The organism is Crossiella sp. SN42 (genome assembly GCF_023897065.1).
Taxonomy (GTDB): domain Bacteria; phylum Actinomycetota; class Actinomycetes; order Mycobacteriales; family Pseudonocardiaceae; genus Crossiella.
Map to the genome: position 1 here is coordinate 68086 of NZ_JAMHIV010000036.1, position 23909 is coordinate 91994.

Consider the following 23909-nt stretch of genomic DNA (forward strand, 5'->3'; position numbering starts at 1 on the left):
GCGTCAAGGCAAGGGCAGCCAGCGCGGATGGATGACGTAGGCGATGCCTCCCGGGCCGCCGGCCACTGAGCCGTCGGCCCGGTACCGCTTGGTGCGCTGCCAGATGTTCTCGAACTGCGCCCGCTTGTACACGTGCCGCACCGCCGGGTTGTCCGGCGAGGCCGGGTCGTTGGCGATCACGTCACCGGTGCGGGTGAACCCGACCACCACCATGATGTGCCCCGTGGTGCCGTAGCCCGCGCCGTCGAGCTCGGCGGCCAGGAACGACTGCGAGGTGATCACCGGGATGCCCTGCCGGATGTAGCGTTCCAGCTCGGTCAGCGAGCTGAGCCTGGTGATGTGCCCGGCCAGCCCGAAGGAGGCCGCGTAGGCGGTGTTGAACGGCCAGTTGCCGGTGCCCCGGTAGTCGTAGTCGTAGTTGTGCCGGGCCGCGTAGGCCACGCTCGGATCGGTGTAACCCTGCGGGATCCAGGACATCTGCTCGGCGGAGGGCTTGCGGCCCCAGTACTCCAGCACCATCTGGGTGGAGGTCGGGCTGCACCACACCTGACCGCCGCCGCCGTACTCCGGGAAGTTGCCGCGGTGCACGTTCTGCGAGTAGCGCGGCACCGGCAGCTCCATGCCCCAGGCCCCGCCCGGCCCGCTGGCCGGCACGATGAACCGGTCTGGGATGGCCGAGGCCATCGCGCCCACCTTGGTCACCTGGGCGGCGGACTTCGCGCCCGGCACCCGGTACAGCGTCACCCGCAGCTGGTAGGAGGTCCACGGGGTGGCGGCCTTGAAGGTGTCCACGTCCACGAACCCGTTGGCGTCGCCCTGGTCCGGCACCGTGGTCCGCTTGATCAGCGAGTCCGCCGAGGCCCACCGGCCCATCACGTACCACTTGCTGTCCACAGTGGACGACCCGCCGCGGCCGCGCAGCTCCACCTGCAACCAGGTCTCGGCCGGGGTGCTCGCGTTCCAGGAGGCGATGAGCTCGGTGGCGGGGAAGGACAGCGCGCGCCGGGAGGAGGTCCAGCGGGCGTACTCGAACTGCTGGGTCTTCCCGGTGTGCGGATCGGCGTAGTCGGTGGTGCCCGCGGGCTTGGCCATGGTCAGCCCGTTCGGGGTGGCCGCGGTGCCCTCGTTGGCGCCCTGGTGGAAGTCGTGCACGGACTGCCAGGCATGGAAGTCGATCATGGTGGACTTTCCGGCGGTGGCCGAGGCGGGAGCCGCGAGCAGAGCGCATAACGCGGCCAGTGGGGCAACGAGGATTCGGCGCATCAGAACTCCCAGAAGGCGGGCACCCAGACCGGGCGCGGCGTGCCCTCCCGGTGGGTGCGGTCCAGGGCGGTGACCAGGTAGGTGAACCGGCGGTCGGGCGGCGCGCCCGCGTCGAGCAGGGACAGGTCGCGGGTGGTGCCCAGCAGGGTGGCCGGGTCGGTGGTGGAGCACTCGGTGACGGACTGGTGGCCGGGCAGCCGGTACACCGCGTACCCGCTCGCGCCCGCGGTGGCCTGCCAGCTCAGCCGGTAGCCGCCGCCGGGGTTCGGTTCGGCGCGTACGGAGACCGGTGCGCCGGGCGCGGTGCCGGGGACAGTGCGGCGGATCGGCACCAGCGCGGAGTAGCGGTGCTGGTCGGTGTTAAGGCGGTCGGCGAAGCCCAGCGGGTTGGCGAACACGCTGTTGACGTTGTAGTAGATGTCGCCGCCGACCTGCGGGTGCGACCGGTTGAGCGCCAGGTGTTTGGGCATCTCCTCCGGGTCGGTCCAGGCCGCGGGGTTGCTGGTGCCGATCTTGTAGGCGCCCTGTCCAATGTAGAGGGACACCCCGGTGCCCTCGACCTCCTTGGCCCACCAGGGGATCAGCTTGTCGTAGGCGGCGGGCGGGTAGCCGATGCTCCAGTACACCTGCGGCGCCACGTAGTCGATCCAGGCGTTGCGGATCCAGGTCCGGGTGTCGGCGTAGAGGTCGTCGTAGTTGTGCACGCCAGCGGTGGTCTCCGAGCCGGTCGGGTCGTGCCGCTTGTCCCGCCACACGCCGAACGGGCTGACCCCGAAGGACACCCAGGGCTTGCTCGCGCCGATCTGCTCGCCGATCTCCCTGATCAGCCGGTTCACGTTGTCCCGCCGCCAGTCCGCCTTCACCGGGAAACCCGCGCCGTGCTGGCGGTAGGTCGCCTCGTCCGGGAACTCCTGACCGGCCACCGGGTAGGGGTAGAAGTAGTCGTCGAAGTGCACGCCGTCCAGGTCGTAGCGGCCGAGCACATCGCTGATCACGTTGCGCACGTGCGCGCGGACCGCGGGCAGGCCGGGGTTGTAGACCAGCCCGTTGCCGTAGCGGATCACCCAGTCCGGGTTCACCCGTGCGGGGTGGCTGGGCACCAGCTTGGCCGGATCGGGCTGGGTGCTCACCCGGTACGGGTTGAACCAGCCGTGGAACTCCAGGTCCCTGGCGTGCGCCTCGGCGATCAGGAAGGCCAGCGGGTCGTAGCCGGGGGACTGGCCCTGGGTCCCGGTCAGGTACTGCGACCACGGTTCCAGGGTGGACGGGTAGAACGCGTCCGAAGCCGGGCGGACCTGCACGAACACCGCGTTGAACCGCAGCTGCTTGGCCCGGTCCAGCAGCCGCCGGTACTCGTCCTGTTGTTGCGCGACGGTCAGGCCGGGCCGGGACGGCCAGTTGATGTTGGACACGCTGGCGATCCACAGCCCGCGCAGCTGCCGCTTGGGCTGGGCGGGCTCCGGGCAGGCGGCCAGAGCGGTCGCGCCCGCCGGTCCGGAGGCCAGCAACGGCGCCACCAGCAGCAGGCACAGGAGCATGCGCAGGAGGCGGAGCATGCCGGTGATTTTCAAGAACCGGCCCGACCTTGTAAACCGCTGACCGGGTCAGTCGCGGGCAACCACCTCATCGAGGGAGCGGTAACCACTGGCACGCAGCCTCCTGGACAGGTCTCGGTGGATCCGCCACGGCCACAGCGGGCCGCCGTAGATCAGGCCGGTGTAGCCCTGCACCAGACTCGCACCGGCGCGCAGCCGCTGCCACACGTCCTCGGCCGACTCGATGCCGCCGACCGAGACCAGCACCAGCCGGTCACCCGTCCGGGCGCGCAGCCGCCGCAGCACGGCCAGCGACCGCTGCTTCAGCGGCGCCCCGGACAGCCCGCCGGCCCCGGCCCGCGCCACCTCGGCGGCGGGGCTGGCCAGCCCGTCCCGGCCGATGGTGGTGTTGGTCGCGATGATCCCGTCCAGGCCCAGCTCCAGCGCCAGGTCGGCGACCGCGTCCACGTCCTCGTCGGAGAGGTCCGGCGCGATCTTGACCAGCAGCGGCACCCGCCGGCCCGCCTCGTCCAGCGCCGCCCGCACCCCGGTGAGCAGCGGTCGCAGCTGGTCCACGGCCTGGAGGTTGCGCAGGCCGGGGGTGTTGGGCGAGCTGACGTTGACCACGAAGTAGTCGGCGACCCCGGCCAGCAGCTTCGCGCTGGTCACGTAGTCGCCGACCGCCTCGGCCTCGGGCGTGGCCTTGGTCTTGCCGATGTTGACCCCGACCACCCCGGACTGCCCGCGTGCTCGCCGGGCCCGCAGCCGCTGGGCCGCCGCCGCCGCGCCACCGTTGTTGAAGCCCATCCGGTTCACGATGGCCCGGTCGGCGAACAGCCGGAACAGCCGCGGCTTCGGGTTGCCCGGCTGGGCGTGCGCGGTCAGCGTGCCGATCTCCACGAACCCGAAACCCAGCGCGGCCAGCGCGTCCGGCCCGGTGGCGTCCTTGTCGAACCCGGCGGCCAGCCCCAGTGGCCCCGGCAGGTCCAGCCCGAGCACCCTGGTCCGCAGCGCCGGGTCCCTCGGCGCGAGCAGGCGGCGCACCAGCGGCAGCACCCCGGGAATCGCGGCCAGCAGCTTCAGCGCGCCGAAGCTCAGGTGGTGCACCCGCTCGGCGTCGAACCGCCGCAGCACCAGGGAGAGGATCAGTCGGTAGAGCACGAGTGCCCAGCTTAGGTCCTAGAACATGGTGTTGCTGTTCGCCGCCTGCTCAGGCACCTCCTGCGCCACGTCCCAGTGCTCCACGATCCGTCCCTCCCACAGCCGCATGATGTCCATGATGGCCGTGCCCCTGCTCTCCGGCGTCAGCTTCAGGTGGCAGTGCGTGATCACGTGGTCCCGGTCGGCGAAGACCCGCTTGATCTCCAGGCTCAGCGCGGGAAACCGGGCGACGAAGTCGGTCAGGTGCGCGGCCGAGGCGGCGGCGCCGTCCGGGGCGTGCGGGTTGTGCTGGACGTAGTCCGGGTGCACGTGCCGGGCGAAGGCCTCCGCCGGGCGCTTGTAGTTGAAGGCCAGGTTGAGGAAGTCCTGGACGGTCCGCTTGTGCTGTTCGCTCATCTCTCCCACCTCGGTCACCACGGGATGATGCCGGTCACCAGCGCCACCGAATTGCTCATGCGCTCACCCCACCAGGGCCGGGGCGCGGCCGGAAATACCGGCTTGGTCTGTGCTTATACCCTGGCGGCATGAGCGAGGTGGAGGTGCGCGAGCTGCGGTACTTCCGCGCCGTGGCCGAGCAGCTCAACTTCTCCAGGGCGGCGGCCGGGCTCGGCATCGCCCAGCCCGCGCTGTCCAGGGCGATCCGCCAGCTGGAGCGGCGGCTCGGCGTGCCGCTGTTCCTGCGGGACACCCGCAGGGTCGAGCTGACCGACGCCGGGCAGGCCCTGCTCACCGAGACCGGCCGGGTGCTGGACGCGCTCTCCGCCGCGGTGCACCGCACCCGCCGCGCGGGCGCGCCCACCCCGACGGTGGTGATCACCGCGAAGGCCGGCGTGGCCACCGAACTGTTGCGCCGCATGGTCACCGCGCACGCGGCGCTGCCGGATGCCCCGCGGGTGGAGGTGGTGATCAGCGGGTACGGCGAGCAGACCGCCATGCTCCGCGATGGCCGTGCCGACCTGGCCCTGATCGGCTCACCCGCCGAGCACACCGGGTTCGACGTCGAGCCGCTGCTGTGCGAACCCAGGGTGGCCGCGCTGCCGCTGGGGCACCCGCTGGCCGCGCGGGCGGTGCTGGACTGCGCCGACCTCCGCGGCCACCCGATGCCGCAGTGGCCGGGCGCGACCCCGGCCGCGCGGGCCTACTGGGCGGGCCGGGACCACGATCTGCCGGACGGGCCCGAGGCGCACGACAACTCGCTGCTGCTGGAGACCGTCGCGCTCGGCCAGGCGATCGCCCTGGTGCCGTCCTCGCTGGCCAGGCACAGCGCACGGGCGGACATCGAGTACCGGCCGGTGCGCGACGCCGCCCCGTACCGGACCGTGCTGGCCTGGCCGGCCGGTTCCCGCGCCCCCTGGATCGCGCGGTTCCTGCGGATCGCGCGGGAGCTGGCGGCGGAGTCTTCGTAGCGGCAGAGTCTCGTAGCGGCAGAGCCCCCATAGACGACGCGCCCGACCGGATCACCCCCGACCAGCGCCTCCCCGCGCCGGATCCCCCTGATGATCGCCCTCCCCCTGAGGTCCGGGCGCGTCGTCTGCGGCAAATACTCGCCGAGACCGGCGGCGCGGCACAGCGGGGAACTACTCAACCTCGGCTGGGGGACTGCCCGGACAGCAGCGCCCGCGCGTCCTCCGGCGTGCCGGCCACCCCGAAGTAGGGGCCCTGGGCCGCGTCGCAGCCCAGCTCGGTCAGCCGCCGCACCTGCTCGGCGTCGCGGACGTGCGCCACGATCACCGGCAGCTCCAGCACGTGCGCCAGCGCGATCAGGTCCGCGACCATCCGCTCCCGCGCCGGGTCGGCGCCGTTGCCGGAGCCCGACAGCGGGACCCGGTGCACCTTCACCGCGTGCAGCGGCAGGTTGCGCAGGTGGGCCGGGTCGGCGGGGGACTTGCCGAAGCGGTCCAGCAGGATCTCCACGCCCATCTCGGCCAGGATGGTCAGCGTCTCGATGGCCTCGGTGGCCTCCACCGGGACAGCGCTCTCCGGGATCTCCAGCCACAGCCGGTCTGGGGCCAGCCCGGTGTCCCGCAGGATGGCCTGCACATCGCGCACCAGGTCGGCGTCGCGCAGCTGGCGGGGGCACAGGTTCACGCTCACCGCCGGCGCCCGCTCACCCAGCTCGGCGGCCCAGGCCGCGGCCTGCGCGCAGGCCTCCCGCAGCACCCAGCGGCCCAGCCGGACGATCAGCCCGATGTCCTCGGCCAGCTCGCAGAAGTCGTCCTGCACCAGCACGCCCAGCTCCGGGTGGTCCCAGTGCAGCAGCGCCTCCACCCCGCGCACCAGGCCGTCGCGCAGCCGCACCACCGGCTGGAACTCCAGGTAGAACTCCTCGTTGTCCATGGCCAGCGCCATGGTGGTGGCCATCTCGTAGCGCACCCGCTCCCGCCGGGCCCGCTCGGTGTCGAACAGCGTCCACTGCCCACGCCCGTCGGTTTTGGCCCAGTGCAGGGTGAGGTCGGCGTCGCGCAACAGGTCCGGGGTGCGCACCCCGGCCGCGGGGCGCTCCACCACCCCGGCGCTGGCCGAGACGGTCAGCCGGTGCCCGACCACCTGGATCGGCTCGCCGATCGCGGTCAGCACCCGCTCGGTCAGCGCGACCGCGGCCTGCGCGCCGGAGCTGCGGGGCAGCAGCACCGCGAACCGGTCCCCGCCGAGGTAGGCGGCCAGCGACTCCGGCTCGGCGGCCACGCCGTCGCTGATCCGGCCGCCGACCTCCTTGAGCACCTCATCGCCCACCACCGGCCCGAGCCCGCCGTTGACCACCCGGAACCCGTCCAGGTCGAACAGGCACAGCGCCACCCGCGCGTTCGGCCCGGCCTGGCTGAGCAGACCGTCCACCGCGCTGGTGAACCTGGCCCGGTTGGGCAGGCCGGTGAGCTGGTCGTGCAGGGTCTGCCTGCGCAGCTGTTCGTAGAGCAGGTGGCGCTGGGAGATGTCCTCCACCATCGCCATCCGGTAGGTCGGCAGGCCCCGGGCGTTGTGGATCAGCGCCACCGACAGGAAGGCCCACACCAGGTCGCCGTCGGGCAGCAGGAAGCGTTTCTCGGTGCGGTACAGCTCGATCTCGCCGCGCTCCAGCTCGGCCTCGCACCGGGTCAGCGCGGCCGCGTCCTCCGGGTGCACCAGCTCGGCCAGCGTGCAGCCGATGAGCGCGCTCGCCTGGCTGCGCAGGATCTCCTGCAGCGCGCCGTTGGCCTCCACGATCCGGCCGTGCAGGTCGGTGATCGCGATGCCGATGGGGGAGACCGAGAACACCGCCCGGAACCGGGCGTCGCTGGCGCGCAAGGCGGTCTCGGCGTCGTCACGGGCGCGCAGCACGGCCCGCTTGATGGTCTCCTGCTCGTCGAAGGTGCGCTCGCGCAAGGCATCGGCGTACCCGGCGGCCAGCGCGGCCATCAGCGCGACCACCCGGCTGGGCAGCTCGCCGTGCGCAGGTAAGTCCACTGTGGACAGAAGTTGGTCGCCGACCAGGCGTAACGTCCGGTCCAGCACGGTGGGGCCGGTGTAGTGCGCGGCGACCAGGTCCTCGGCCACCTGCGCGGCGGGCACCGCGCTGAACGGCTCCGCGGTCAGCGCGGCGACCAGCCGGTCGGTCAGGCCGAGCAGGAAGTGCTCGGTCTCCGGCCGGGACATCGAGACGAAGCTGGTGCCGTAGACCTGTGCGGTCCAGGCCCTGGCGAACGCCGCGTGGTCAGGCATCCACGGTCACCGCCGTCGCCCGACCGCGGCGTAGATCACCGACCGCTCCGGGTCGTCACCGACCTCCTCCGGGCTCTCCGGCCGCCAGGCCGAGGTGAACACGATGCCCGGCGCGACCAGGTCGAACCCGTCGAAGAGCACCTCCAGCTCGGCCTTGGTGCGCGAGGTCATCGGGTTCTGGCTGCTCTCGTAGAGCTGCCGGACCTGCTCGGTGATCGCGGGCTGGTGCTCCACGGTGGCGTGCGAGAGGGCCAGGTAGCTGCCCGGCGCGATCGCGTCCCGGTACTGCGCCAGGAACGCCTTGGGCTCGTCGGCGGGCGGGATGAAGTGCAGCAGCGCCACCATCAGCAGCCCGACCGGCTCGTCGAAGTCGATCAGCGCCCTGGTCTCCGGGGCGTTGAGGATCGAGTCCGGGTCGCGCACGTCGGCCTGCACCACCGCGGTGCGCGGGTCGCCGGAGAGCATCATCCGGCTGTGCGCCACCGCGACCGGCTCGTTGTCCACGTAGACCACCCTGGCCTCCGGGTTGATCTGCTGGGCCACCTCGTGCACGTTGCCCACGCTCGGGATGCCGGAGCCGATGTCCACGAACTGCCGGATCCCGTGCTGCACGCAGAAGCGCACCGCCCGCCGCAGGAACACCCGGTTCTGCTGGGCGATCATCGGCAGGCTGGGCAGCAGCGCGATGGCCTTGCGGGCGAACTGCCGGTCGGACTCGAAGTTGTAGCCGCCACCGAGGTAGTAGTCGTAGATGCGCGCGGCGCTGGGGCGCTCCACGTCCACGCCCTGGGGCACCCAGCTCGACCTCGGGTTCTCGGTCATGGCAACCTGCCCGCCATGCCGTACCAGCCCGCGTCCTGCGGGCGCGCCGGGCGCTCGGCCAGCGGCTCGGGCCGCCACAGCGGGGTGAACACCACGCCGGGCTCGATGATCTCGAATCCGTCCATCAGCTCGACGCACTCCTGCTTCGTGCGGGTGATGACCTTGTTGGGGCTGCGGTTGTAGAGCTCCTGGATCTTCCGGGCCGAGGGCGCCTGCTCCTCGAGGGTGCCGTGCGAGAGCACCAGCACACTGCCCGGCGCCAACTGTTCGCGGTAGTGGGCCAGCACCGACTTCACCAGCTCGGTGTCCAGCACGAAGTGCAGCACGGCCACGATCAGCAGCCCGACCGGCTGGTCGAAGTCGAGTAACCGCCTGGTCTCCGGCGCGTTCAGGATCGTGTCCGGGTCGCGCAGGTCGGCGTGCACGATCGCGGCCCGGTCCGAGCCGCGCAGCATCATCCGGCTGTGCGCCACCGCGACCGGCTCGTTGTCCACGTAGACCACCCTGGCCTCCGGGGCCACCTCGTGCACGTTGCCGGAGGTGGGCAGGCCGGAGCCGATGTCCAGGAACTGCCGGATCCCGTTGTCCGCGCAGAAACGCACCGCGCGGCGCAGGAAGGAGCGGTTCTCCCGGCACACCATGGGCAGGCCGGGGTGGATGGCGATGGCCTGCTGCGCGAAGGCCCGGTCGGCGGCGAAGTTGTAGCTGCCGCCCAGCAGGTAGTCGTAGACCCTGGCCGCACTCGGCGCGTCCACGTTCACCTCGGTCGGCACCCACAGCCGGCGGTCTGCCACGGTCACGGTTTGCGCCCCACAATCGCGTAGAACCCGGCCAGCTCCGGCTCGTCCGGCACGTCCGAGGGCGACTCCGGCCGCCACTCCGGGGTGAACACCAGACCGGGCTCGACGATCTCGAAGTCGCCCATGAACGCGGTGATCTCCGCGCTGGTGCGGGTGGTCACCCGGTTGGCCCGCTGGTTGTACAGGTCGCGCACCGCGTGCACCTGTGGCGGCTGCCGCTCCTCGGTGCCCTGGGACAGCGCGAGGAAGCTGCCCGGCGCGAGCACCTCCCGGTACCGGCGCATGAACGCCGCGGGCTCGTCGGCATCGGGCACGAAGTGCAGCAGGGCCACCATGAGCAGCGCCACCGGCTGGTCGAAGTCGATCAGGGCTCTGGTCTGCGGGGCGTTGAGGATCCAGTCCGGGTCGCGCACGTCGGCGTGCAGGATGGTCGCGCTGTCGTTGTCCTTCAACATCAACTCGCTGTGCGCCACCGCGACCGGCTCGTTGTCCACGTAGACCACCTTGGCGTCCGGGTAGGCCGCCTGGGCGATCTCGTGCACGTTGCCGGTGGTGGGCAGGCCGGAGCCGATGTCCAGGAACTGCCGCACGCCGTGGCCGAGGATGTACTGCACCGCGCGGCGCAGGAAGGAGCGGTTCTGCCTGCACACCATCGGCATGGTCGGCGCGACCGAGAGCAGCTGCTGGGCGAAGGCGCGGTCCACCGCGAAGTTGTAGCTGCCACCCAGGAAGTAGTCGTAGACCCTGGCCGCGCTCGGTTTGGACACATCGACTTCCTTCGGCACCCAGCTCGGCCGCTGCTCCACGGCTCACCTTCCCCTGACACCGGTGACCGAACGGAACCGAGTGCGCCCGGTCCGTAGCGGTGAGTGTACTGACCGGCGCGGCGCGGGCCATTCATTCACTCGATGGTCATCCCTTCGCCCCTACCCAACCCACGCCTGCCGGGTGAAGTTGGCGGAATGACCGCTGTCTCCCGCCGCCGGGTGCTCACCACCGGAGCCGCCACCCTCGGCGCCGCCGCGCTCGGCTCGTTGCTGCCCCCGTCCCTGCACCGCGCGCTCGCCCTGCCCGCCCCGGCCGGGGGCCTGCGCGACCTGCGGCACGTGGTGGTGCTGATGCAGGAGAACCGGGCCTTCGACCACTACTACGGCACGCTGCGCGGGGTGCGCGGCTTCGGCGACCGCAACGCGCTCGAACTGCCCGGTGGCGGCTCGGTCTTCGCCCAGCCCAGGGCCGGTGGCGAGCCGGTGCTGCCGTTCTCGGTGCGGCAGGCGGCCAAGGACAGCCAGCGGCCAGGGGACGCGGTGCACTACATCGGCGACCTGGACCACGACTGGGACGGCGGGCACAAGGCCTGGGGCCAGGGCAGGCTGGACGGCTGGATCGCCGCGAAGTCCCCGGCCACCATGGCCTACTACGACCGCGCCGACATCCCGTTCCACTACGAGCTGGCCGACACCTTCACCCTGTGCGACGCCTACCACTGCTCGGTCTTCGGCGCGACCAACCCGAACCGGATGTACCTGATGAGCGGCACGGTCGGCTTCGAGCCGCCGCCGAACCAGCAGCGCCGCGCGGTGCGCAACTGGGCCTACGACGAGGACAAGCACCCCGGGTACGACTGGACCACCTACCCGGAACGCCTGCAGGAAGCGGGCCGCAGCTGGCAGGTCTACCAGGAGTGGGACAACTTCCAGGACAACGCGCTGGAGTTCTTCAGTCGTTTCAAGGCGATCGCGCGCAAGGCGCTGGCGCCGGCCGGTGACTTCAAGAGCATGGACACCTTCTTCGGCCAGGTCCGCAAGGCCGAACCCGTTGAGCGGCAACGACTGCTGGACCTGCTGGCCAAGGGCGTGGCCACGCTGACCGCCGAGGAGCGCGCGCTCTACGACCGCGGCCTGCACCGGGTGCCGACCGGTCAGCTGGCCGCCTCGCTGCGCGCCGACATCGCCGCGGGCCGGTTGCCGGAGGTGTCCTACCTGGTGCCCTCGGCGCTGGACTCCGAGCACCCCGGCGCGTCCTCGCCCGCGGCCAGCGCCGGCATCACCTACCAGGTGCTGGACGCGCTGGCCTCGGACCCGGAGGTGTGGCGGCACACCGCGCTGATCATCAACTACGACGAGAACGACGGCTACTTCGACCACGTGCCCCCGCCGGTCCCGCCGCCGGGCACCGCGGACGAGTTCGTGGACGGCCTGCCCATCGGCCTGGGCTTCCGGGTGCCCGCGACCATCGTGTCCCCGTGGACGGTCGGCGGCTACGTCAACTCCCAGGTCTTCGACCACACCTCGGTGCTGCGCTTCCTGGAGACCTGGCTCGGCGTCCGCGAACCCAACATCAGCACCTGGCGGCGCACCGTCACCGGCGACCTGACCTCGGTCTTCGACTTCCACGGCCGCCGTCCGGGCCGGGTGCCCGCGCAGCCGGTGAAAACCCCGCCCGCGATCTCCCGCTGGCGTCCGTCGCCCCCGGCCAAGGGCGTGCTGCCCACCCCCGAACCGGGCGCCCGCCCCGCTCGCCCGCTGCCCTACCAGCCGGACGCCACGGCCGCCCTGGACGCCACCGGCACCCACCTGCTGCTGCGCCTGACCAACTCCGGCCGGGCCAGCGCGCACCTGTCCCTGCACTCCTACGGCGGCGAGTTCCCGGCGCCCCGGCACTACGACGTGGCGGGCGCGAAGACCGACTCAGTCCCGCTCACTGGCTCCGCGTACCGGCTGACCCTGTTGGGCCCCAACGGTTTCCGCCGCGAGTTCGGCGGCGACAAGAACTCCGCCGCCGAGGTCGTCAGCGAGATCGCGGCGATCTCCCGCCTGCTCCGCCTGACCCTGCGCAACACCGGCGGCACCCCGCTCACCTTTGACCTGGACGGCCGCAAGATCCGGGTCGCGCCCTCGTCCAGCCGCACCGTGCACCACTCGGCCGCGGCCACCCGCGGCTGGTACGACCTGACCATCCGCGTCCAGGGCGACGGCGCCTTCCACCGCCGCCTGTGCGGCCACATCGAGAACGGCCGCGACAGCACCAGCGGCTGACCCGGCTCCCGCGGGCCGGACGCCCCGGCCCGCGGGCGGTCAGCCGGTGGCTTCGTCCACCGCGCTGAGGGTGACCACGACCTGGTCGAGGAAGGCGTCCACCTCGTCGACGTTGTAGCCGCGGCGGCCCAGTGGCGGCCTGCTGAAGGTGACCTCGTCGACCTGGCGGGCGGTGACCGAGTCGGCGCCCCGCAGGGTGGCCTCGACGCGGTCCAGGAAGGCGTCGACCTCGCCTTCGTCGTAGCCGCGGCGGAGCAGCGTGGACATGCTGAACTCCACCTCGCGGATGTCCTTGGGGGTGAGTCCCCGCTCGTTCATGGCAGTCCTCCCCGGGTGGGTGACCGGGGCAGTATCACGCCGGCGGGGGGTGTGCGCGGCATGAGTGGGTCAGGCGTCACCCTTCGGGGTAGCCGCTGTCCCCGGAGTGAGTGTGACGCGGATCCCGGCGAGCACCACGTCCAGCTTGGCGCCGAACCACTCGTCCTGATCTTCGACCATGGCCTCGAAGGCGATCCGGCGCAGCTCCTCGTCGTCCGGGCCGGGGAAGGTCTCGCGCAGCTGCTCGGCCACCGCGTCCGGGCCCAGCCGCCGGGCGTCCACCGCGGTCACCGCCGACTCGTCCACCATGTCCACCACCACGTCGGTGGCCAGCATTGCCGCGTCCGGCGCGAAACCCAGCACCACCAGGTGCCGGATGACGGGCAGGGCGCGGGCGGCGAAGGGATCGGTGGGCGAGGCCAGGCCGGAGATGGCCTGGCGGATGCCCGGGTACTCGGTGAAGATCCGCCAGCGCACCCAGGCCTCGCCGCGCAGCAGCTCCTCCCAGTCCGGGCCCAGCAGCGGTTGCGGCGCGCGGTCGGCGACCCGTTCGATCGCCGCCCGCACCAGGTCGTCCCGGTCGGTGACGTGCCGGTACAGCGCGGCGTGCGTGGCGTTGAGCCGCTGCGCCACCGCGGTGACCGTGACCTCCTCGAAGCCGACCCCCAGCACCGCCTCGGCGATGAGGTCCCGGCTCAACCGGGGTGCGGGACCCGGCCTGCGTCGGCCGGGTGTCGGCGGTGGGGTAGTCACGATCAAGAACCTACCCGCTCGGCGGGGTGGTCGGCCGGGGGTGACAACCGCAGTGCCTCCAACGCCAAATGCAACTGGCTCAACGCTTTCGGGCTGGTCAGTGCCAGTCCGGTGAGCTCTTCCAGCCTGCGCAACCGATACCGGACCGTGTTGCGGTGGCAGTGCAGCTCCGCCGCCGCGGCACTGGTCGCGCCGTCGTGCGCCAGCCAGACCCGCAAGGTCTCCAGCACCAGCTCCCGGTCCCGCGCGGGCAGGTCGAGCACCGGGCCGAGCGCGGCCTGGGCCACCGCGCGGGCCGCCTCCGGCGCGCTGGCCAACAGGATCGGCACCGGGGCCTGGTCGTGCCGGAGCACCCCGGGACCGTGCGTGCCCACCGCCGCGCGGGCCAGTCCGGCGGCGTGCCGGGCGCCGGGCGTGGCCTCGATCTGGTGGTACTCCGCGCTGACCCCGACCCTGGCCCTGGTGTGCCCGGCCAGGTGCGCGCACAGCTGCTCCGGCGAGCCGCTCGGCGGCAGCAGCACGATGCCGGCCTGGGCGTCGATCTCCTGCCGCCACACCGACACGGTGCCGCGCAGCCGCAGCCGCTCCTCGATCCTGGGCAGCGCGTGCGTGTCCGCGACCACCACCAGGAACCGTCCCGCCGCGGGCAGCCGCAGGTCGGCCGCGCAGTCCAGCAGCGAGCGGCCGGCCGCGGAGTTGCCCGCGAACAGCGCCTCCAGCAGCGCGGAGCGGACCTCGGTGTCGGTGCGCGCCCGGTCCTCGCTGGCCTGCCGGTGCCCCTCGGCCAGTGCGGCGGAGTAGGTGTCGATGAAGGTCCACAGCGTGGTCGCGGCGGCCAGCACCGCGCGCTGGTCGCCCAGGTCGGCGCCGGCCGCGCTGACGAAGGTCTCCCACATGAACTGCCCGCCGATGCGGTAGCTGCGCAGGGTCGCCTCCACCGGGAAGCCCTGCTCGGCGCGGCGGCGGCCGAGGCGACGGGCCGCGTCCGTGCCGTTCCAGGACGGGCTGTCCACATCGCGCAGGCCCTGCGCCAGGTTGGCCTGGCACTCGGCCACCAGGTCGGCGAAGGCGACCAGCCGTTCGTCCTGGTAGACGGGCACCTCGGCGCGGATCCGGGTGGCCAGGGCGAAGGCCAGCTCGGGCACGCGGCCGGCGAGCTCCCTGGCCAGCCTGCGCACCGCGGCCGGGAAAGTCGGAGTCATCACCTGGGGGACCGCCCAACCTCGTCGTTGTGCGTGAGCACAACCGCGGCCGGGCCAAGGCTGTGCTCGCACCCATTCCACCACAGCGTGACCACGATCACGATTAGCCCGGGGCCACCCGCTGATGGAAGGGACACCTGGTGTCGATGAGGACGTTGCGTGCCCTGGTATTTGCCCTGGTGACAGCCTTGACCGTGCTGGTGGTGGGCGCCGGGGCGGCGTCGGCCGCGGTGCCGCCCACCGAGCCGGGCTCGCCGCCCGGCGCCAACGACTGGGCGTGCAAGCCGAGCAAGGCCCACCCCGAACCGGTGGTGCTCGCGCATGGCGCCAGCGCCAACATGACGCTCAACTGGTTCGCCCTGTCGCCGAAGCTGAAGGCACAGGGCCACTGCGTGTTCGCGCTGACCTACGGGGTGCCTGCCGGGACTCCGTTCCCGATCAACCAGATCGGTGGCCGGCTGCCCATGGAGCAGAGCGCCCAGGAGTTCGGCGCGTTCGTGGACCGGGTGCTCAAGCACACCGGTGCGCGCAAGGTGAACATCGTCGGGCACTCCGAGGGCAGCCTGATGCCCAACTACTACGTGAAGTTCCTCGGCGGCAAGGACAAGGTCAACCGCTACGTGGCGCTGACCCCGCTGTGGGACGGCAGCCAGCTGCTCGCCCTGCCCAAGCTGCTGGACTTCGCCCGCAAGCTCGGCCTCGGCCCGGTCATCGACGGCATCATGGGCCCGGTGTTCCCCTCCGCGCTGCAGTTCCTGCACGGCTCGGAGTTCCTGCGCAAGCTCAACCAGGACGGCGTCGCGGTGCCGGGGGTGACCTACACCAACGTGATGACCCGCTACGACGAGGCGGTGGTGCCTTACACCAGCGGGTACATGCACGCGCCCAACGCCACCAACTACGTGCTGCAGGACCTGTGCCGGTTCAACATCTCCGAGCACATCCTGGTCGCGATCGACCCGTTGGTGCACCAGCTGGTGGCCAACTCGCTGGACCCGGCCAACGCCAAGCCGATCCGCTGCTGAGCTGACCACCGCGGCCCACCGTCCACTGTGGATGGTGGGCCGCGGTGCGCTCAGACCGCCAGGAACTCCCTGATCAGCTTGGCCACCTCGGCCGGGTGCTCCCGGACCATGGCGTGACTGCTGCCGATCCGCTCGACCTGCACGTGCCACACCTCGGCCAGCGTGGCCAGATCCCGGTCCAGTCCCCGGCGGTACGCCTCGGTCAGCTCGGGGAACTGGTCCTGTGCGGGCAGGTTCTCGGTGGCCGCGACCACCAGCAGCGGTGAGCGGGCCGCCCGGCAGGCGGCGAGGTGGTCCTCCTCCACGGCCGCCCGCAGGTCGTCGATGATCTCCGCCAGCGGCCCGGTGACCGCGGCCGCCTGCTCGTCGAACAGCGCCCGCAGCCGGGCGAGTTCCTTCTCCCGCAAGGCGGGATCGAGGCCGGGGTAGTTCTCCGGCGCGGTCAGGTACCCGCGCAGGCCGTCCAGGTTGACCGCGCCGGGACAGCCCGGCCGGGCCGCCCAGCGGGTGGCGACCATGCCCCCCAGCGACATGCCAACCACCGCCGGGCTGCCCAGGTCGAGTGCGGCGATCACCGCCTCGACGTCGGCCAGCGCGGCCGGCCAGCTCCACGGCCCCACCCCGGAACCGCCGTGCCCGCGCAGGTCCATCAGCACCACCCGGTGGGTTCCGGTCAGCTCCGGCACTACCGGGTCCCAGTGCGCCATCGACCCGCCGAGCCCGTGCAGCAGCAGCACCGGCGGGCCGTCGCCGCCGTGGTCCCGCACCGCGATGGGTACCGGACCCGACTCGACCGTCAGCTCGATCATGTTGTCCCCCATGTGTTTCCGTCCTCTCTGGCGAGTAGCCGGGCGCGGACGGACTCGGTGCGCACGCCGCCGTCGGGGTGCCGGTCGAGCTTGTGCCGGTTGACCAGGTCGTGCACGCCCTGCCGGGTGACGCCGAGCATCGCCCCGGCCACCGAGTACGGAACCGCCTCGGTGGCCGGGTGCCCGACCCGGCGGGCCACGACCTGGCCCAGCGGCGTCCGCCACCACTCCAGCGGCGGGTCGAACGGCTGATCACCCGGGTACAGCGCGCCGATCACCCTGGCGGCCGCCTGCCGGGCCAGCTGTTCGTCCCGCCCGAGCAGCTGCGCCGCCTGGGTCTCCACCGCGGCGCGCAGGTACGTGCGCGCGGTGGCCAGGGGTTCGGCCGACTGGAGCAGGATCTCCAGCGGGTCGAGCAGCCGCTGCTCGCTCAGTCGCAGCAGCTGCTCGACCAGGGCGGTGTGCGCGGACGTCGGACTGGGCATCGAGTACCTCCGCTTGCTACTTGACGGCAAACGTAAAGTACTTGACACCGGGCGTCAAGGAGCCGGTGCGTCAGAGTGCCTGCCGCCGGGTCACCTGGAAAGCGCTGATCAGCCACCTGTCCTCGGTGCGCACCACGACCGCGGTGGTCACCGAGTCGCGCTCCGGGGCGGGGGCGTCCTGCCCCGGCAGGCTGCTGCCGCCGGAGTTGACCACCACCGCGACGTCCGGGGCGAGGAACTTGACCGAGGGCGGCACCGCCCCGGCCGACCCGCCGCCGAGCTTGACGCCCTTGAGTGGACCGGCGAACAGCTTGGCGTGCCCGGCCGCCAGCTCCGCGCGGCCGCGGATGTGCAGGCCGTGGAAGGTGACGTAGTCGACGTCCTCGGTGAACTGCGCGGCGTAGGCGGTGGCGTCGCCGTTGTTCCAGGCCTCGACCAGGCGCTGGAAGGTCTCGTTGATCTCGGACATGCGGATGCTCCTTCTCGGATGGTCCGCGTGGCGTCCCCGGCTATCCTGGGTTCGCGTTACCGGGCGCGAGGGCCGCCACGCGGTGCTTGTGTGTCCACTTCTCGGCGCGGTGTTGGCGCACCGCGCCGAGAAGCGCGTCAGTCCACTTCGGACTGTGCGTCTGGTGGGCCGAACGGCGGCAGCTGACCCGGCTTCGCGCCCCGCGCGTGCCAGTCGCGCCACCAGTCCGCGCCCTCGATGGTGTGCTGCTCGATGCCCTCGACCACGCCGGAGACCCAGCGGTGCTCGGCCTCGATCATGGCCACCCGGTACTCCAGCTCGATCCAGGCCAGCGCGGGCAAGCCCTGGGCGCGTAGGTCGGCCATCACCGAGCGCAGCCCTTCGGCCTGTCCGGCCAGGGTCTCCGCGCGCTGACCGAGCAGTCGCGCCGCCTCCTCAGGCGGCAGGATGCCGAGCAGGGAGACCCCGGCCTCGAACCGCGGATACTCCTTATGCGGCACCGCGATCAGCTCGCGCAGCCAGTCGTTCAGCTCGGCCAGCCCGGCCTCGGTCAGCCGGTACGGGGTGCGTTCCGGCCGCCGCCCGTCCCGCTCGGCCCCGGCCGCCTCGATCAGCCCGTGCTTGGCCAGCGACTCGACCACCGTGTACAGCGTGCCCCAGTTGAGCTTGACGCTCTCGTCCTTGTGCCGTTCGCGCAGCGTGGTGGCCATCTCGTAGGGATGCATCTCGCGTTCCCAGAGCAGCGACAGCAGGGCGAGGGCCAGCGGGTTCGAGCGGCGGTAGGTGGTGGCCATCTCTGCTCCGTTCCGAGTACTCGTATCCGAGTATACGGGTCCGGAGGTCCCGTGGCAACCGGGACTCCGCTCCCGCTGCGGTAGTGGCGGGTCCCCTCTCAGCGGGAGGTTCCACGTGGAGCCAGTGGCGAGGCTGGTTCTCGTGGATCTCCGACACTGGCTGGGCAGCGCGGTCGACCTGGTGGACAACTGGGCGGCGAGCTTCGGCCCGGTCGCCCCGCACCCGGCGAACGCGGTCACCGACGCCGACTTCGGCCGCGCCTTCGCCGAGTTCGGCGACCGGATGCGGGCCAACTACCCGTTCGGCCACCCGCGCTACGCCGCGCAGATGGTCAAGCCGCCGCACCCGGCCGCCGTGGTCGGCTACCTGGCCGCGATGCTGGTCAACCCGAACAACCACGCCCTGGACGGCGGCCCGGCGACCGCGCGGATGGAACGCGAGGTGATCGCCGCGCTGGCCGGGATGTTCGGCCTGCCAGTCCATTTAGGACACCTCACCACCAGCGGCACCATCGCCAACCTGGAAGCGCTGTTCGTGGCGCGGGAAACCCGTCCCGGCAAGCTGATCCTGCACAGCGCGGAGGCGCACTACACGCACGGCCGGATGTGCCGGCTGCTCGGCGTGCCCAGCGAACCGGTGCCCGCCGACGGCCTGGGCCGGATGGATCTGGTTGCGCTGGAACGGAGACTGCGCCGAGGCGACGTGGGCACCGTGGTGCTCACCCCCGGCACCACCGGACTGGGCGCGGTGGACCCCATCCACGAAGTCCTTGCGCTGAAGGAGAAGTACGGCGTGCGCATCCACGTGGACGCGGCCTACGGCGGCTTCTTCGCCCTGCTGGCCGGGGAACTGGGCGTGCCCGCCGAGCCGTTCGCCGCGATCCGGCGCTGCGACTCGGTGACCATCGACCCGCACAAGCACGGCCTCCAGCCCTACGGCTGCGGCGCGGTCCTCTTCGCCGACCCGGCGGTCGGCCGCTTCTACCGGCACGACTCGCCCTACACCTACTTCACCTCCGACGAGCTGCACCTGGGCGAGATCTCCCTGGAGTGCAGCCGGGCCGGGGCCGCCGCGGCCGCGCTGTGGCTGACGCTGAAGGTGCTGCCGCTGACCAGGACTGGCCTCGGCGAGGTGCTCGCGGCCGGGCGGCGAGCCGCGCTGCACTGGGCGGAGCTGATCGAGAAGTCCGAGGAGCTGGTGCTCTACCAGCAGCCGGAACTGGACATCCTCACCTACTTCCCGCGCCGCGACACACTGTCCGAAGTGGACGGAGCATCGGCGCGGGCGCTGGCCGAGGGCATGGCCGATGAGGCCGATCCGATCTACCTCAGCACCCTGCGGGTCACCGCGGCCGAGCTGGGCCGCCGCCACCCCGGCGTGCGCGCCGACGCCGCCGCGGCCCGGGTGCTGCGCAGCGTGCTGCTCAAACCCGAGGCGGAGCCGGCGATCGAGGCGCTGCACCGCCGGGTCACCCAACTCGTCCGACAACGGGAGGACACATGATCACCCTGGACCGCCTGGTGCGCAAGGGCACCCCGGCCGACGTCCCGGCGCTGACCCGCCTGCTCGCCGAGTCCTTCGCCACCGACCCACTGGTGGAATGGATCTTCCCGGACCCCCTGCGGCGGGCGCGGTTGTCGCCGAGGATGTTCCGGGTGTTCCTGGACCTGTCCCTGGCCAACCACGGCGTCTACACCACCGTCGACCTGGACTGCGCACTGCTCACCCTGCCGCCGGGGGCCACCGCGCTGAGCGAGTTCCAGCAGCGCGAGCTGGACCGCCGGTTCACCGCCGCCCTCGGCGAGGACGCGGCCAGGCTGCGCACCATCAGCGCGCTCCAGGACGCCGCGCACCCGCAACAAGAGCCGCACTGCTACTTCAGCTTCGCCTGCGTGGCCCCCGACCTCCAGCACACCGGCCGCGGCAGGCTGCTCGCCCCGTACGTCATCGACCGCTGCGACCAGCTGGACCTGCCCATCTACCTGGAGGCCAGCTCACCGGGCGGCGAGGCGGCGGCCCGGCTGCTCGGCTTCACCGCGCACGGCCAGGACATCCGGCTGCCCGACGGTCCGAGTCTGCGACCGATGTGGCGCGCGCCCAGGACAGTCCGGTGAACCCCCGGCTCTGGACCGCCTCCGAGGTCGAAGCCGGTCGGCCGCCACTGGCCGAGCGACCGCCGCTGGAGCTGGTCCTGCGCTGGGCCAAGGACTTCCTCATCCCCGGCCACCCCGACCTCGGCCGCAGCGGCCCGGTCTGCCCGTACACCCGCCCCGCGCTGCGCCGGGACCTGTTCCACCTCGGCATCGGCTCCGGCGACCTGCGCCAGGCCCTGACCGCCCTGCGCACCGAGTACACCGCAACACTGTCCACAATGGACCCCGAAGGCGCCGACCTGCTCACCTACCTGCTGGTGCTGCCGGCGGCCGACCCCGGCCAGGTCGACGCGGTGCAGCGGGAGCTCAAGCCGGAGTTCGTCGCCGAGGGCCTGATGCTCGGCCAGTTCCACCCGCACTGCGCCGAACCCGGCCTGTGGAACCAGGACTTCCGCCCGCTGCGCTCGCCGGTGCCGCTGCTGGCGATCCGGCGGCTGCTGCCGGTGGACCTGCCGTTCCTGCTGGCCGACAACGGTCAGCTGGACGCCTATCTGGCCAGGTTCGCCCCCGGCATCCCGGCCAGGCTGCGCGCCCAGCTCATCTCGCGCTGAACCGGCAGCGGCCACTTTTCCGCAGTCTGGCCCGGCTGCGCGGGCAGCCGGGCCAGACGGTCCACTAAGGACAGATCACACAGTGCCCGCGTACTGGCTGATCCAGCTGCGGAAGTAGGGCACGTCCACGTAGATCGACGGGCCGGTGGCGCAGCGCGGGTCGCCGTTGCCGGAGCGGCTGGTCGCGCCGACCAGCTGCCAGGCCCCACCGACCTGCTTGACCTGCGGGCCACCCGAGTCGCCGTAGCAGGCGCCCTGGTTGCCACCGGTGTTGTTGGTGCAGATCTCCGCGGCCGCGTTCATCCCGTTGGTGCAGCGGGTGTCCGCCACGATCGAGGTGTTCAGCTCCTTGAGGTAGGTCGCCGCGCCCGAGCCGTCCGCCCGGGTGGCGCCCCAGCCGATGATGCGGGTCGCGGTGCCCACCGGGCCGGAGGTGGCGGCCACCGGCACGGTCGCCTGGCTCACCGGGGAGGACAGCTCCAGCAGGGCCAGGTCGATCGAGGGGTGCCGGACGACCCGCTTCACCGCGGCGGTGCTGCCGCCCTGGTTGCGGTACAGCGAGCCGACCCGCACCTGCCGCGGCGCGGTGTTGGTGCAGTGCTTGGCGGTCACCACCCAGGTGGGCTTGATCAGCGAGCCACCACAGCCGGTGTCCAGCGACACCATGAACGAGTAGGTCTGGGTCGCGTTGCCGCCACCCACGATCAGCGGCGACACATCGTCGCTCGGAGCGGGGGCGGCCGAGGCGGAACCGGCGAGGCCACCGACGGCGGCGGCCGCGGCGACGAACAGGCTCATCGCGATACGACGGATCTTCATGAGAAAAGCGCTCCTTCCCGTCCGCGATGCCCCGCGAAGCAGGGGAGAGCGGGGACCGTTAATCGGACGGTGGTGTTCGGGCTTCGCACAGAGCATCCGACACCGGTCCGCGCCAGGGGAAGGCCCGGAATTTCACACTCCGGGGAGTGAAACGGTTCCTACTTATGGCCGGGTCCGGTCAGCGCAAACGTGTGTTTTATTGCCGCACCCCGCGCAGCTTGGCCTTGAGCGCGCGCCGGGCCACCGGTCCCAGGTTGTCCACCACCTCGGCCAGCACCGCCAGCTGTTCCAGCGCGGCCAGCCCGTCCTCGGCTCCCTGCGGGTCGGCCGCCGCCCACAGCTCCACGCCGATGAAGCTGGCCGCCACCGCGCGGGCCAGCCCGGCCGGATCGGCCAGCTCGCCCACCGGGGAGGCGGCCAGGATGCGGCGCAGCACCAGTTCGATCTCGGCGACCCAGAGGTCCAGTGCGGTGCGGGTGGCCTCGGCGAGCTTCGGGTCGCCCTGGGCGCCTGCCAGCATCTGGGCCAGCACGGTGACGTTGCCCGCGGCCCGTTCCTCCTGTTGCAGGGCGCGGCCCAGGTTCAGCAGGGCGCGCAGGTCGGAGACGGTGGCGAAGCGGTCGCGGTAGGCCTCGACCCTGGCCTTGGTGCTGGTCAGGCAGGCTGTGCCGAGCAGTTCGTCCACGCTGCCGAAGTGGTAGAAGATCAGCGCCTGGTTGACGCCCGCGGTGGTCGCGATGGAGCGCGCCGAGACGCCGCTGATGCCGTGTGCGCGGATGGTGTCGATCGCGCCGTCCATCAGCCGCCTGCGGGTCTCCGCGGTGCGGGCGTCCTTACTCACGCAGCTCCTCCCGATAGGGCCGGACCGTCGCCGGCACCCGAGCCGCCGCGGTGTCCCAGTACCGGGCGGTGAACCTGCCGCGGTAACCGAACAGCGGACCGGCCCAGCTGCTGGCCACCCGCACCTCGATCCGGAACTCCCCGGCCTGCTCGTCATACCACTCGCGCACCTCGGCCCGCGCCAGCAGCGCCCTGGGCACCCGCAGGTCGAGCAGGCCGGCGCGCAGCCGCTGCTCGCCGCTGCGGATCACCAGCCCGCCCCTGCTGTCCACCGACAGGTCCAGGTCGACCGCGACGTGCTGGTGCGTGCCAAGGTAGTCGACCACGCGGCCGCGCCGCGCGCTGTGCACCATGGTGGCGTCGAAGCGCCGCCGCAGGCCGCCGCCCAGTTCGAAGGTGCGCACGAAGGTGACCGTGTCCCGGCCGAAGTCGTCGAGGTAGGCGTAGTTCTCGATCACGAACGGCACGTCCCTGCCGGTCTCCGGGAACAGGATGTTGCGGGTCGCGCCCAGGCGCAGGAACGGCACGGTGAACGCGGAGCCGCGCCAGATCTCCTCCATCACGCCCTCGCCGACGCAGGCCACCCCGTCGGCCGCGCTGAAGCCGAAACGGCGCCGCAACTGCGGGTGCAGGCGGTCGAAGTCCTCGCCCAGCGCCTTGCGGAAGATCGAGCCGGTCGTGGTCAGGGTGGTGGTCATGGCAGCTCCAGTCGGGCAAGGGTGGCTGGGGGAGTGGCGTCGCGGGCCGTGCGCAGGCAGCGCCGGGCAGCAGGCGTGCGGGCCGAGGGCGGCAGGAACAGCGCGAGGGCCGCGGTCGCGAGCGCGACCGGCAGCGGGGTGAGCAGCAGGGCGGCGGTGGTCAGCAGCAGGCGGGCGGCGAGCTCGAACACGGCGCGGCGCAACGACGATTCCGGGCTGATGCCGTGTTCCAGCCACAGCCGCAGCCGGTCGAAGGACCAGGCGGTGGCCCAGCCCATCAGCGGCCGGAACACCAGGTCGGCCGCTGGTCCGAGCCTGCCCCAGCCGGGCCGGTAGTCATAGCCCGTGCAGAACCGGACGCCGTCCGGACCCGGCCGGTAGCGCCAGTAACCGGAGCCGGCGCGGATCAGCGACAGCGGGTGCGCGCAGGCGAACCGCAGCGCCGAGGTGCTCGATCCGTCCGGGGTGCGCCGCTCGCCGACGCTGATGCCGACCCCGGCGATGCCGAAGGTCGCGTAGCGGAACCGCTGCGGCGCACCGGCTTCCGCCTGCAGGTACTCGATGCGGTGGAAGCGCAGGTCCCAGCGCTGGTGCTGGGCCGGGTCCTGGGTGCGAGCCCACAGCTCCGCCAGGTCCGCCCTGATCGTGGTCTCGATGTAGAGCCGCATGTCAGCCCC

General features: G+C 72.2%; 25 protein-coding genes. 6 read left to right on the plus strand and 19 right to left on the minus strand.

Translation table 11 applies throughout. The features are described 5' to 3' along the window. Positions 1-3 precede the first annotated feature (3 nt). The 4 genes from M8C13_RS35180 to M8C13_RS35195 are packed head-to-tail and all read right to left on the minus strand — an operon-like array spanning position 4 to position 4373. A complete protein-coding gene (locus tag M8C13_RS35180; RefSeq protein ID WP_252485107.1) occupies positions 4-1263 on the minus strand; it encodes a C39 family peptidase in 1260 nt (419 codons plus the stop codon). After that, entirely contained in the window at positions 1263-2819 is a 1557-nt protein-coding gene (locus M8C13_RS35185) for a glycoside hydrolase family 10 protein (RefSeq protein ID WP_252485108.1), read from the minus strand. Before M8C13_RS35185 ends, M8C13_RS35180 begins: the two co-directional genes overlap by 1 nt. Before the next feature lie 48 nt (positions 2820-2867). Next, entirely contained in the window at positions 2868-3959 is a 1092-nt protein-coding gene (locus tag M8C13_RS35190) for a quinone-dependent dihydroorotate dehydrogenase (protein WP_252485109.1), read from the minus strand. An 18-nt stretch (positions 3960-3977) separates the two neighbouring features. Next, positions 3978-4373: a nuclear transport factor 2 family protein gene (locus M8C13_RS35195; protein WP_252485110.1), complete on the minus strand. Its 396-nt coding sequence runs from the start codon at positions 4371-4373 to the stop codon at positions 3978-3980. Between the two features lie 110 nt (positions 4374-4483). On the opposite strand from M8C13_RS35195, the gene M8C13_RS35200 reads away from it, so the two are divergent. Then, complete coding sequence (locus tag M8C13_RS35200) at positions 4484-5365, plus strand: LysR family transcriptional regulator (protein ID WP_252485111.1); 882 nt, start codon at positions 4484-4486, stop codon at positions 5363-5365. A gap of 175 nt (positions 5366-5540) precedes the next feature. On the opposite strand, the gene M8C13_RS35205 is transcribed toward M8C13_RS35200, so the two are convergent. The 4 genes from M8C13_RS35205 to M8C13_RS35220 are packed head-to-tail and all read right to left on the minus strand — an operon-like array spanning position 5541 to position 10083. After that, positions 5541-7655 carry a bifunctional diguanylate cyclase/phosphodiesterase gene (locus M8C13_RS35205; RefSeq protein WP_252485112.1) on the minus strand — a complete coding sequence of 705 codons (2115 nt, stop codon included), beginning with the start codon at positions 7653-7655 and terminating at the stop codon, positions 5541-5543. A gap of 6 nt (positions 7656-7661) precedes the next feature. Further along, entirely contained in the window at positions 7662-8477 is an 816-nt protein-coding gene (locus M8C13_RS35210) for an SAM-dependent methyltransferase (protein ID WP_252485113.1), read from the minus strand. After that, positions 8474-9277, minus strand: coding sequence for an SAM-dependent methyltransferase (locus tag M8C13_RS35215; protein WP_252485114.1), 804 nt, complete (start codon positions 9275-9277; stop codon positions 8474-8476). Before M8C13_RS35215 ends, M8C13_RS35210 begins: the two co-directional genes overlap by 4 nt. Beyond that, the gene (locus M8C13_RS35220) at positions 9274-10083 is read right to left on the minus strand and encodes an SAM-dependent methyltransferase (RefSeq protein WP_252485115.1); all 810 of its coding nucleotides are present in this window, start codon (positions 10081-10083) and stop codon (positions 9274-9276) included. The genes M8C13_RS35215 and M8C13_RS35220 overlap by 4 nt, the downstream gene beginning before the upstream one ends. Positions 10084-10239: 156 nt before the next feature. Here M8C13_RS35220 and M8C13_RS35225 point away from each other — a divergent pair, with 156 nt between their 5' ends. Then, complete coding sequence (locus tag M8C13_RS35225) at positions 10240-12315, plus strand: phosphocholine-specific phospholipase C (protein WP_252485116.1); 2076 nt, start codon at positions 10240-10242, stop codon at positions 12313-12315. Between the two features lie 39 nt (positions 12316-12354). Here the strand turns inward: M8C13_RS35225 and M8C13_RS35230 are convergent, their stop codons facing one another. From M8C13_RS35230 to M8C13_RS35240, 3 genes are all read right to left on the minus strand, one after another. Continuing rightward, a complete protein-coding gene (locus M8C13_RS35230; protein ID WP_252485117.1) occupies positions 12355-12633 on the minus strand; it encodes a DivIVA domain-containing protein in 279 nt (92 codons plus the stop codon). A 69-nt stretch (positions 12634-12702) separates the two neighbouring features. Further along, complete coding sequence (locus tag M8C13_RS35235; protein WP_252485118.1) at positions 12703-13386, minus strand: TetR/AcrR family transcriptional regulator; 684 nt, start codon at positions 13384-13386, stop codon at positions 12703-12705. A 2-nt stretch (positions 13387-13388) separates the two neighbouring features. Then, positions 13389-14588, minus strand: coding sequence for a CdaR family transcriptional regulator (locus M8C13_RS35240; RefSeq protein ID WP_252485145.1), 1200 nt, complete (start codon positions 14586-14588; stop codon positions 13389-13391). Positions 14589-14767: 179 nt separating this feature from the next. On the opposite strand from M8C13_RS35240, the gene M8C13_RS35245 reads away from it, so the two are divergent. Next, positions 14768-15613 carry a triacylglycerol lipase gene (locus M8C13_RS35245; RefSeq protein ID WP_252485119.1) on the plus strand — a complete coding sequence of 282 codons (846 nt, stop codon included), beginning with the start codon at positions 14768-14770 and terminating at the stop codon, positions 15611-15613. 50 nt (positions 15614-15663) lie between these two features. Here the strand turns inward: M8C13_RS35245 and M8C13_RS35250 are convergent, their stop codons facing one another. From M8C13_RS35250 to M8C13_RS35265, 4 genes are all read right to left on the minus strand, one after another. Then, positions 15664-16434 (minus strand): alpha/beta fold hydrolase, encoded by a 771-nt coding sequence (locus tag M8C13_RS35250; protein WP_252485120.1) that lies wholly within the window; start codon positions 16432-16434, stop codon positions 15664-15666. Then, entirely contained in the window at positions 16419-16907 is a 489-nt protein-coding gene (locus M8C13_RS35255) for a hypothetical protein (protein WP_252485121.1), read from the minus strand. Before M8C13_RS35255 ends, M8C13_RS35250 begins: the two co-directional genes overlap by 16 nt. Before the next feature lie 70 nt (positions 16908-16977). Further along, positions 16978-17376 (minus strand): SgcJ/EcaC family oxidoreductase, encoded by a 399-nt coding sequence (locus M8C13_RS35260; protein ID WP_252485122.1) that lies wholly within the window; start codon positions 17374-17376, stop codon positions 16978-16980. A 137-nt stretch (positions 17377-17513) separates the two neighbouring features. Then, positions 17514-18170: a PadR family transcriptional regulator gene (locus tag M8C13_RS35265; RefSeq protein ID WP_252485123.1), complete on the minus strand. Its 657-nt coding sequence runs from the start codon at positions 18168-18170 to the stop codon at positions 17514-17516. A gap of 142 nt (positions 18171-18312) precedes the next feature. Between M8C13_RS35265 and M8C13_RS35270 the strand changes: the two genes are divergently transcribed. From M8C13_RS35270 to M8C13_RS35280, 3 genes are read left to right on the plus strand one after another with little or no spacing between them, the layout of a single operon-like run. After that, positions 18313-19674, plus strand: coding sequence for an aminotransferase class I/II-fold pyridoxal phosphate-dependent enzyme (locus M8C13_RS35270; protein WP_252485124.1), 1362 nt, complete (start codon positions 18313-18315; stop codon positions 19672-19674). After that, positions 19671-20285: a hypothetical protein gene (locus tag M8C13_RS35275; RefSeq protein ID WP_252485125.1), complete on the plus strand. Its 615-nt coding sequence runs from the start codon at positions 19671-19673 to the stop codon at positions 20283-20285. Before M8C13_RS35270 ends, M8C13_RS35275 begins: the two co-directional genes overlap by 4 nt. After that, entirely contained in the window at positions 20282-20875 is a 594-nt protein-coding gene (locus M8C13_RS35280; RefSeq protein WP_252485126.1) for a DUF6875 domain-containing protein, read from the plus strand. Before M8C13_RS35275 ends, M8C13_RS35280 begins: the two co-directional genes overlap by 4 nt. A gap of 75 nt (positions 20876-20950) precedes the next feature. On the opposite strand, the gene M8C13_RS35285 is transcribed toward M8C13_RS35280, so the two are convergent. The 4 genes from M8C13_RS35285 to M8C13_RS35300 form a co-directional block, all read right to left on the minus strand. Then, complete coding sequence (locus tag M8C13_RS35285; RefSeq protein ID WP_252485127.1) at positions 20951-21694, minus strand: trypsin-like serine protease; 744 nt, start codon at positions 21692-21694, stop codon at positions 20951-20953. 196 nt (positions 21695-21890) lie between these two features. Then, on the minus strand, positions 21891-22535 hold the full coding sequence (locus M8C13_RS35290) for a TetR/AcrR family transcriptional regulator (RefSeq protein WP_252485128.1): 645 nt from the start codon (positions 22533-22535) through the stop codon (positions 21891-21893). Next, positions 22528-23232, minus strand: a complete 705-nt coding sequence (locus M8C13_RS35295) for a DUF4166 domain-containing protein (RefSeq protein WP_252485129.1) — start codon at positions 23230-23232, stop codon at positions 22528-22530. The genes M8C13_RS35290 and M8C13_RS35295 overlap by 8 nt, the downstream gene beginning before the upstream one ends. Next, positions 23229-23900 carry a hypothetical protein gene (locus M8C13_RS35300; RefSeq protein WP_252485130.1) on the minus strand — a complete coding sequence of 224 codons (672 nt, stop codon included), beginning with the start codon at positions 23898-23900 and terminating at the stop codon, positions 23229-23231. Before M8C13_RS35300 ends, M8C13_RS35295 begins: the two co-directional genes overlap by 4 nt. Positions 23901-23909: the final 9 nt, after the last annotated feature.

What these genes read in the sequence shown, in the direction of transcription:
- M8C13_RS35180 (WP_252485107.1), bottom strand. Translation starts at nt 1,263, where the DNA reads ATGCGCCGAATCCTCGTTGCCCCACTGGCCGCGTTATGCGCTCTGCTC.
- M8C13_RS35185 (WP_252485108.1), bottom strand. Translation starts at nt 2,819, where the DNA reads ATGCTCCGCCTCCTGCGCATGCTCCTGTGCCTGCTGCTGGTGGCGCCG.
- M8C13_RS35200 (WP_252485111.1), top strand. Translation starts at nt 4,484, where the DNA reads ATGAGCGAGGTGGAGGTGCGCGAGCTGCGGTACTTCCGCGCCGTGGCC.
- M8C13_RS35205 (WP_252485112.1), bottom strand. Translation starts at nt 7,655, where the DNA reads ATGCCTGACCACGCGGCGTTCGCCAGGGCCTGGACCGCACAGGTCTAC.
- M8C13_RS35210 (WP_252485113.1), bottom strand. Translation starts at nt 8,477, where the DNA reads ATGACCGAGAACCCGAGGTCGAGCTGGGTGCCCCAGGGCGTGGACGTG.
- M8C13_RS35225 (WP_252485116.1), top strand. Translation starts at nt 10,240, where the DNA reads ATGACCGCTGTCTCCCGCCGCCGGGTGCTCACCACCGGAGCCGCCACC.
- M8C13_RS35230 (WP_252485117.1), bottom strand. Translation starts at nt 12,633, where the DNA reads ATGAACGAGCGGGGACTCACCCCCAAGGACATCCGCGAGGTGGAGTTC.
- M8C13_RS35240 (WP_252485145.1), bottom strand. Translation starts at nt 14,588, where the DNA reads ATGACTCCGACTTTCCCGGCCGCGGTGCGCAGGCTGGCCAGGGAGCTC.
- M8C13_RS35250 (WP_252485120.1), bottom strand. Translation starts at nt 16,434, where the DNA reads ATGGGGGACAACATGATCGAGCTGACGGTCGAGTCGGGTCCGGTACCC.
- M8C13_RS35255 (WP_252485121.1), bottom strand. Translation starts at nt 16,907, where the DNA reads ATGCCCAGTCCGACGTCCGCGCACACCGCCCTGGTCGAGCAGCTGCTG.
- M8C13_RS35260 (WP_252485122.1), bottom strand. Translation starts at nt 17,376, where the DNA reads ATGTCCGAGATCAACGAGACCTTCCAGCGCCTGGTCGAGGCCTGGAAC.
- M8C13_RS35265 (WP_252485123.1), bottom strand. Translation starts at nt 18,170, where the DNA reads ATGGCCACCACCTACCGCCGCTCGAACCCGCTGGCCCTCGCCCTGCTG.
- M8C13_RS35275 (WP_252485125.1), top strand. Translation starts at nt 19,671, where the DNA reads ATGATCACCCTGGACCGCCTGGTGCGCAAGGGCACCCCGGCCGACGTC.
- M8C13_RS35285 (WP_252485127.1), bottom strand. Translation starts at nt 21,694, where the DNA reads ATGAAGATCCGTCGTATCGCGATGAGCCTGTTCGTCGCCGCGGCCGCC.
- M8C13_RS35295 (WP_252485129.1), bottom strand. Translation starts at nt 23,232, where the DNA reads ATGACCACCACCCTGACCACGACCGGCTCGATCTTCCGCAAGGCGCTG.
- M8C13_RS35300 (WP_252485130.1), bottom strand. Translation starts at nt 23,900, where the DNA reads ATGCGGCTCTACATCGAGACCACGATCAGGGCGGACCTGGCGGAGCTG.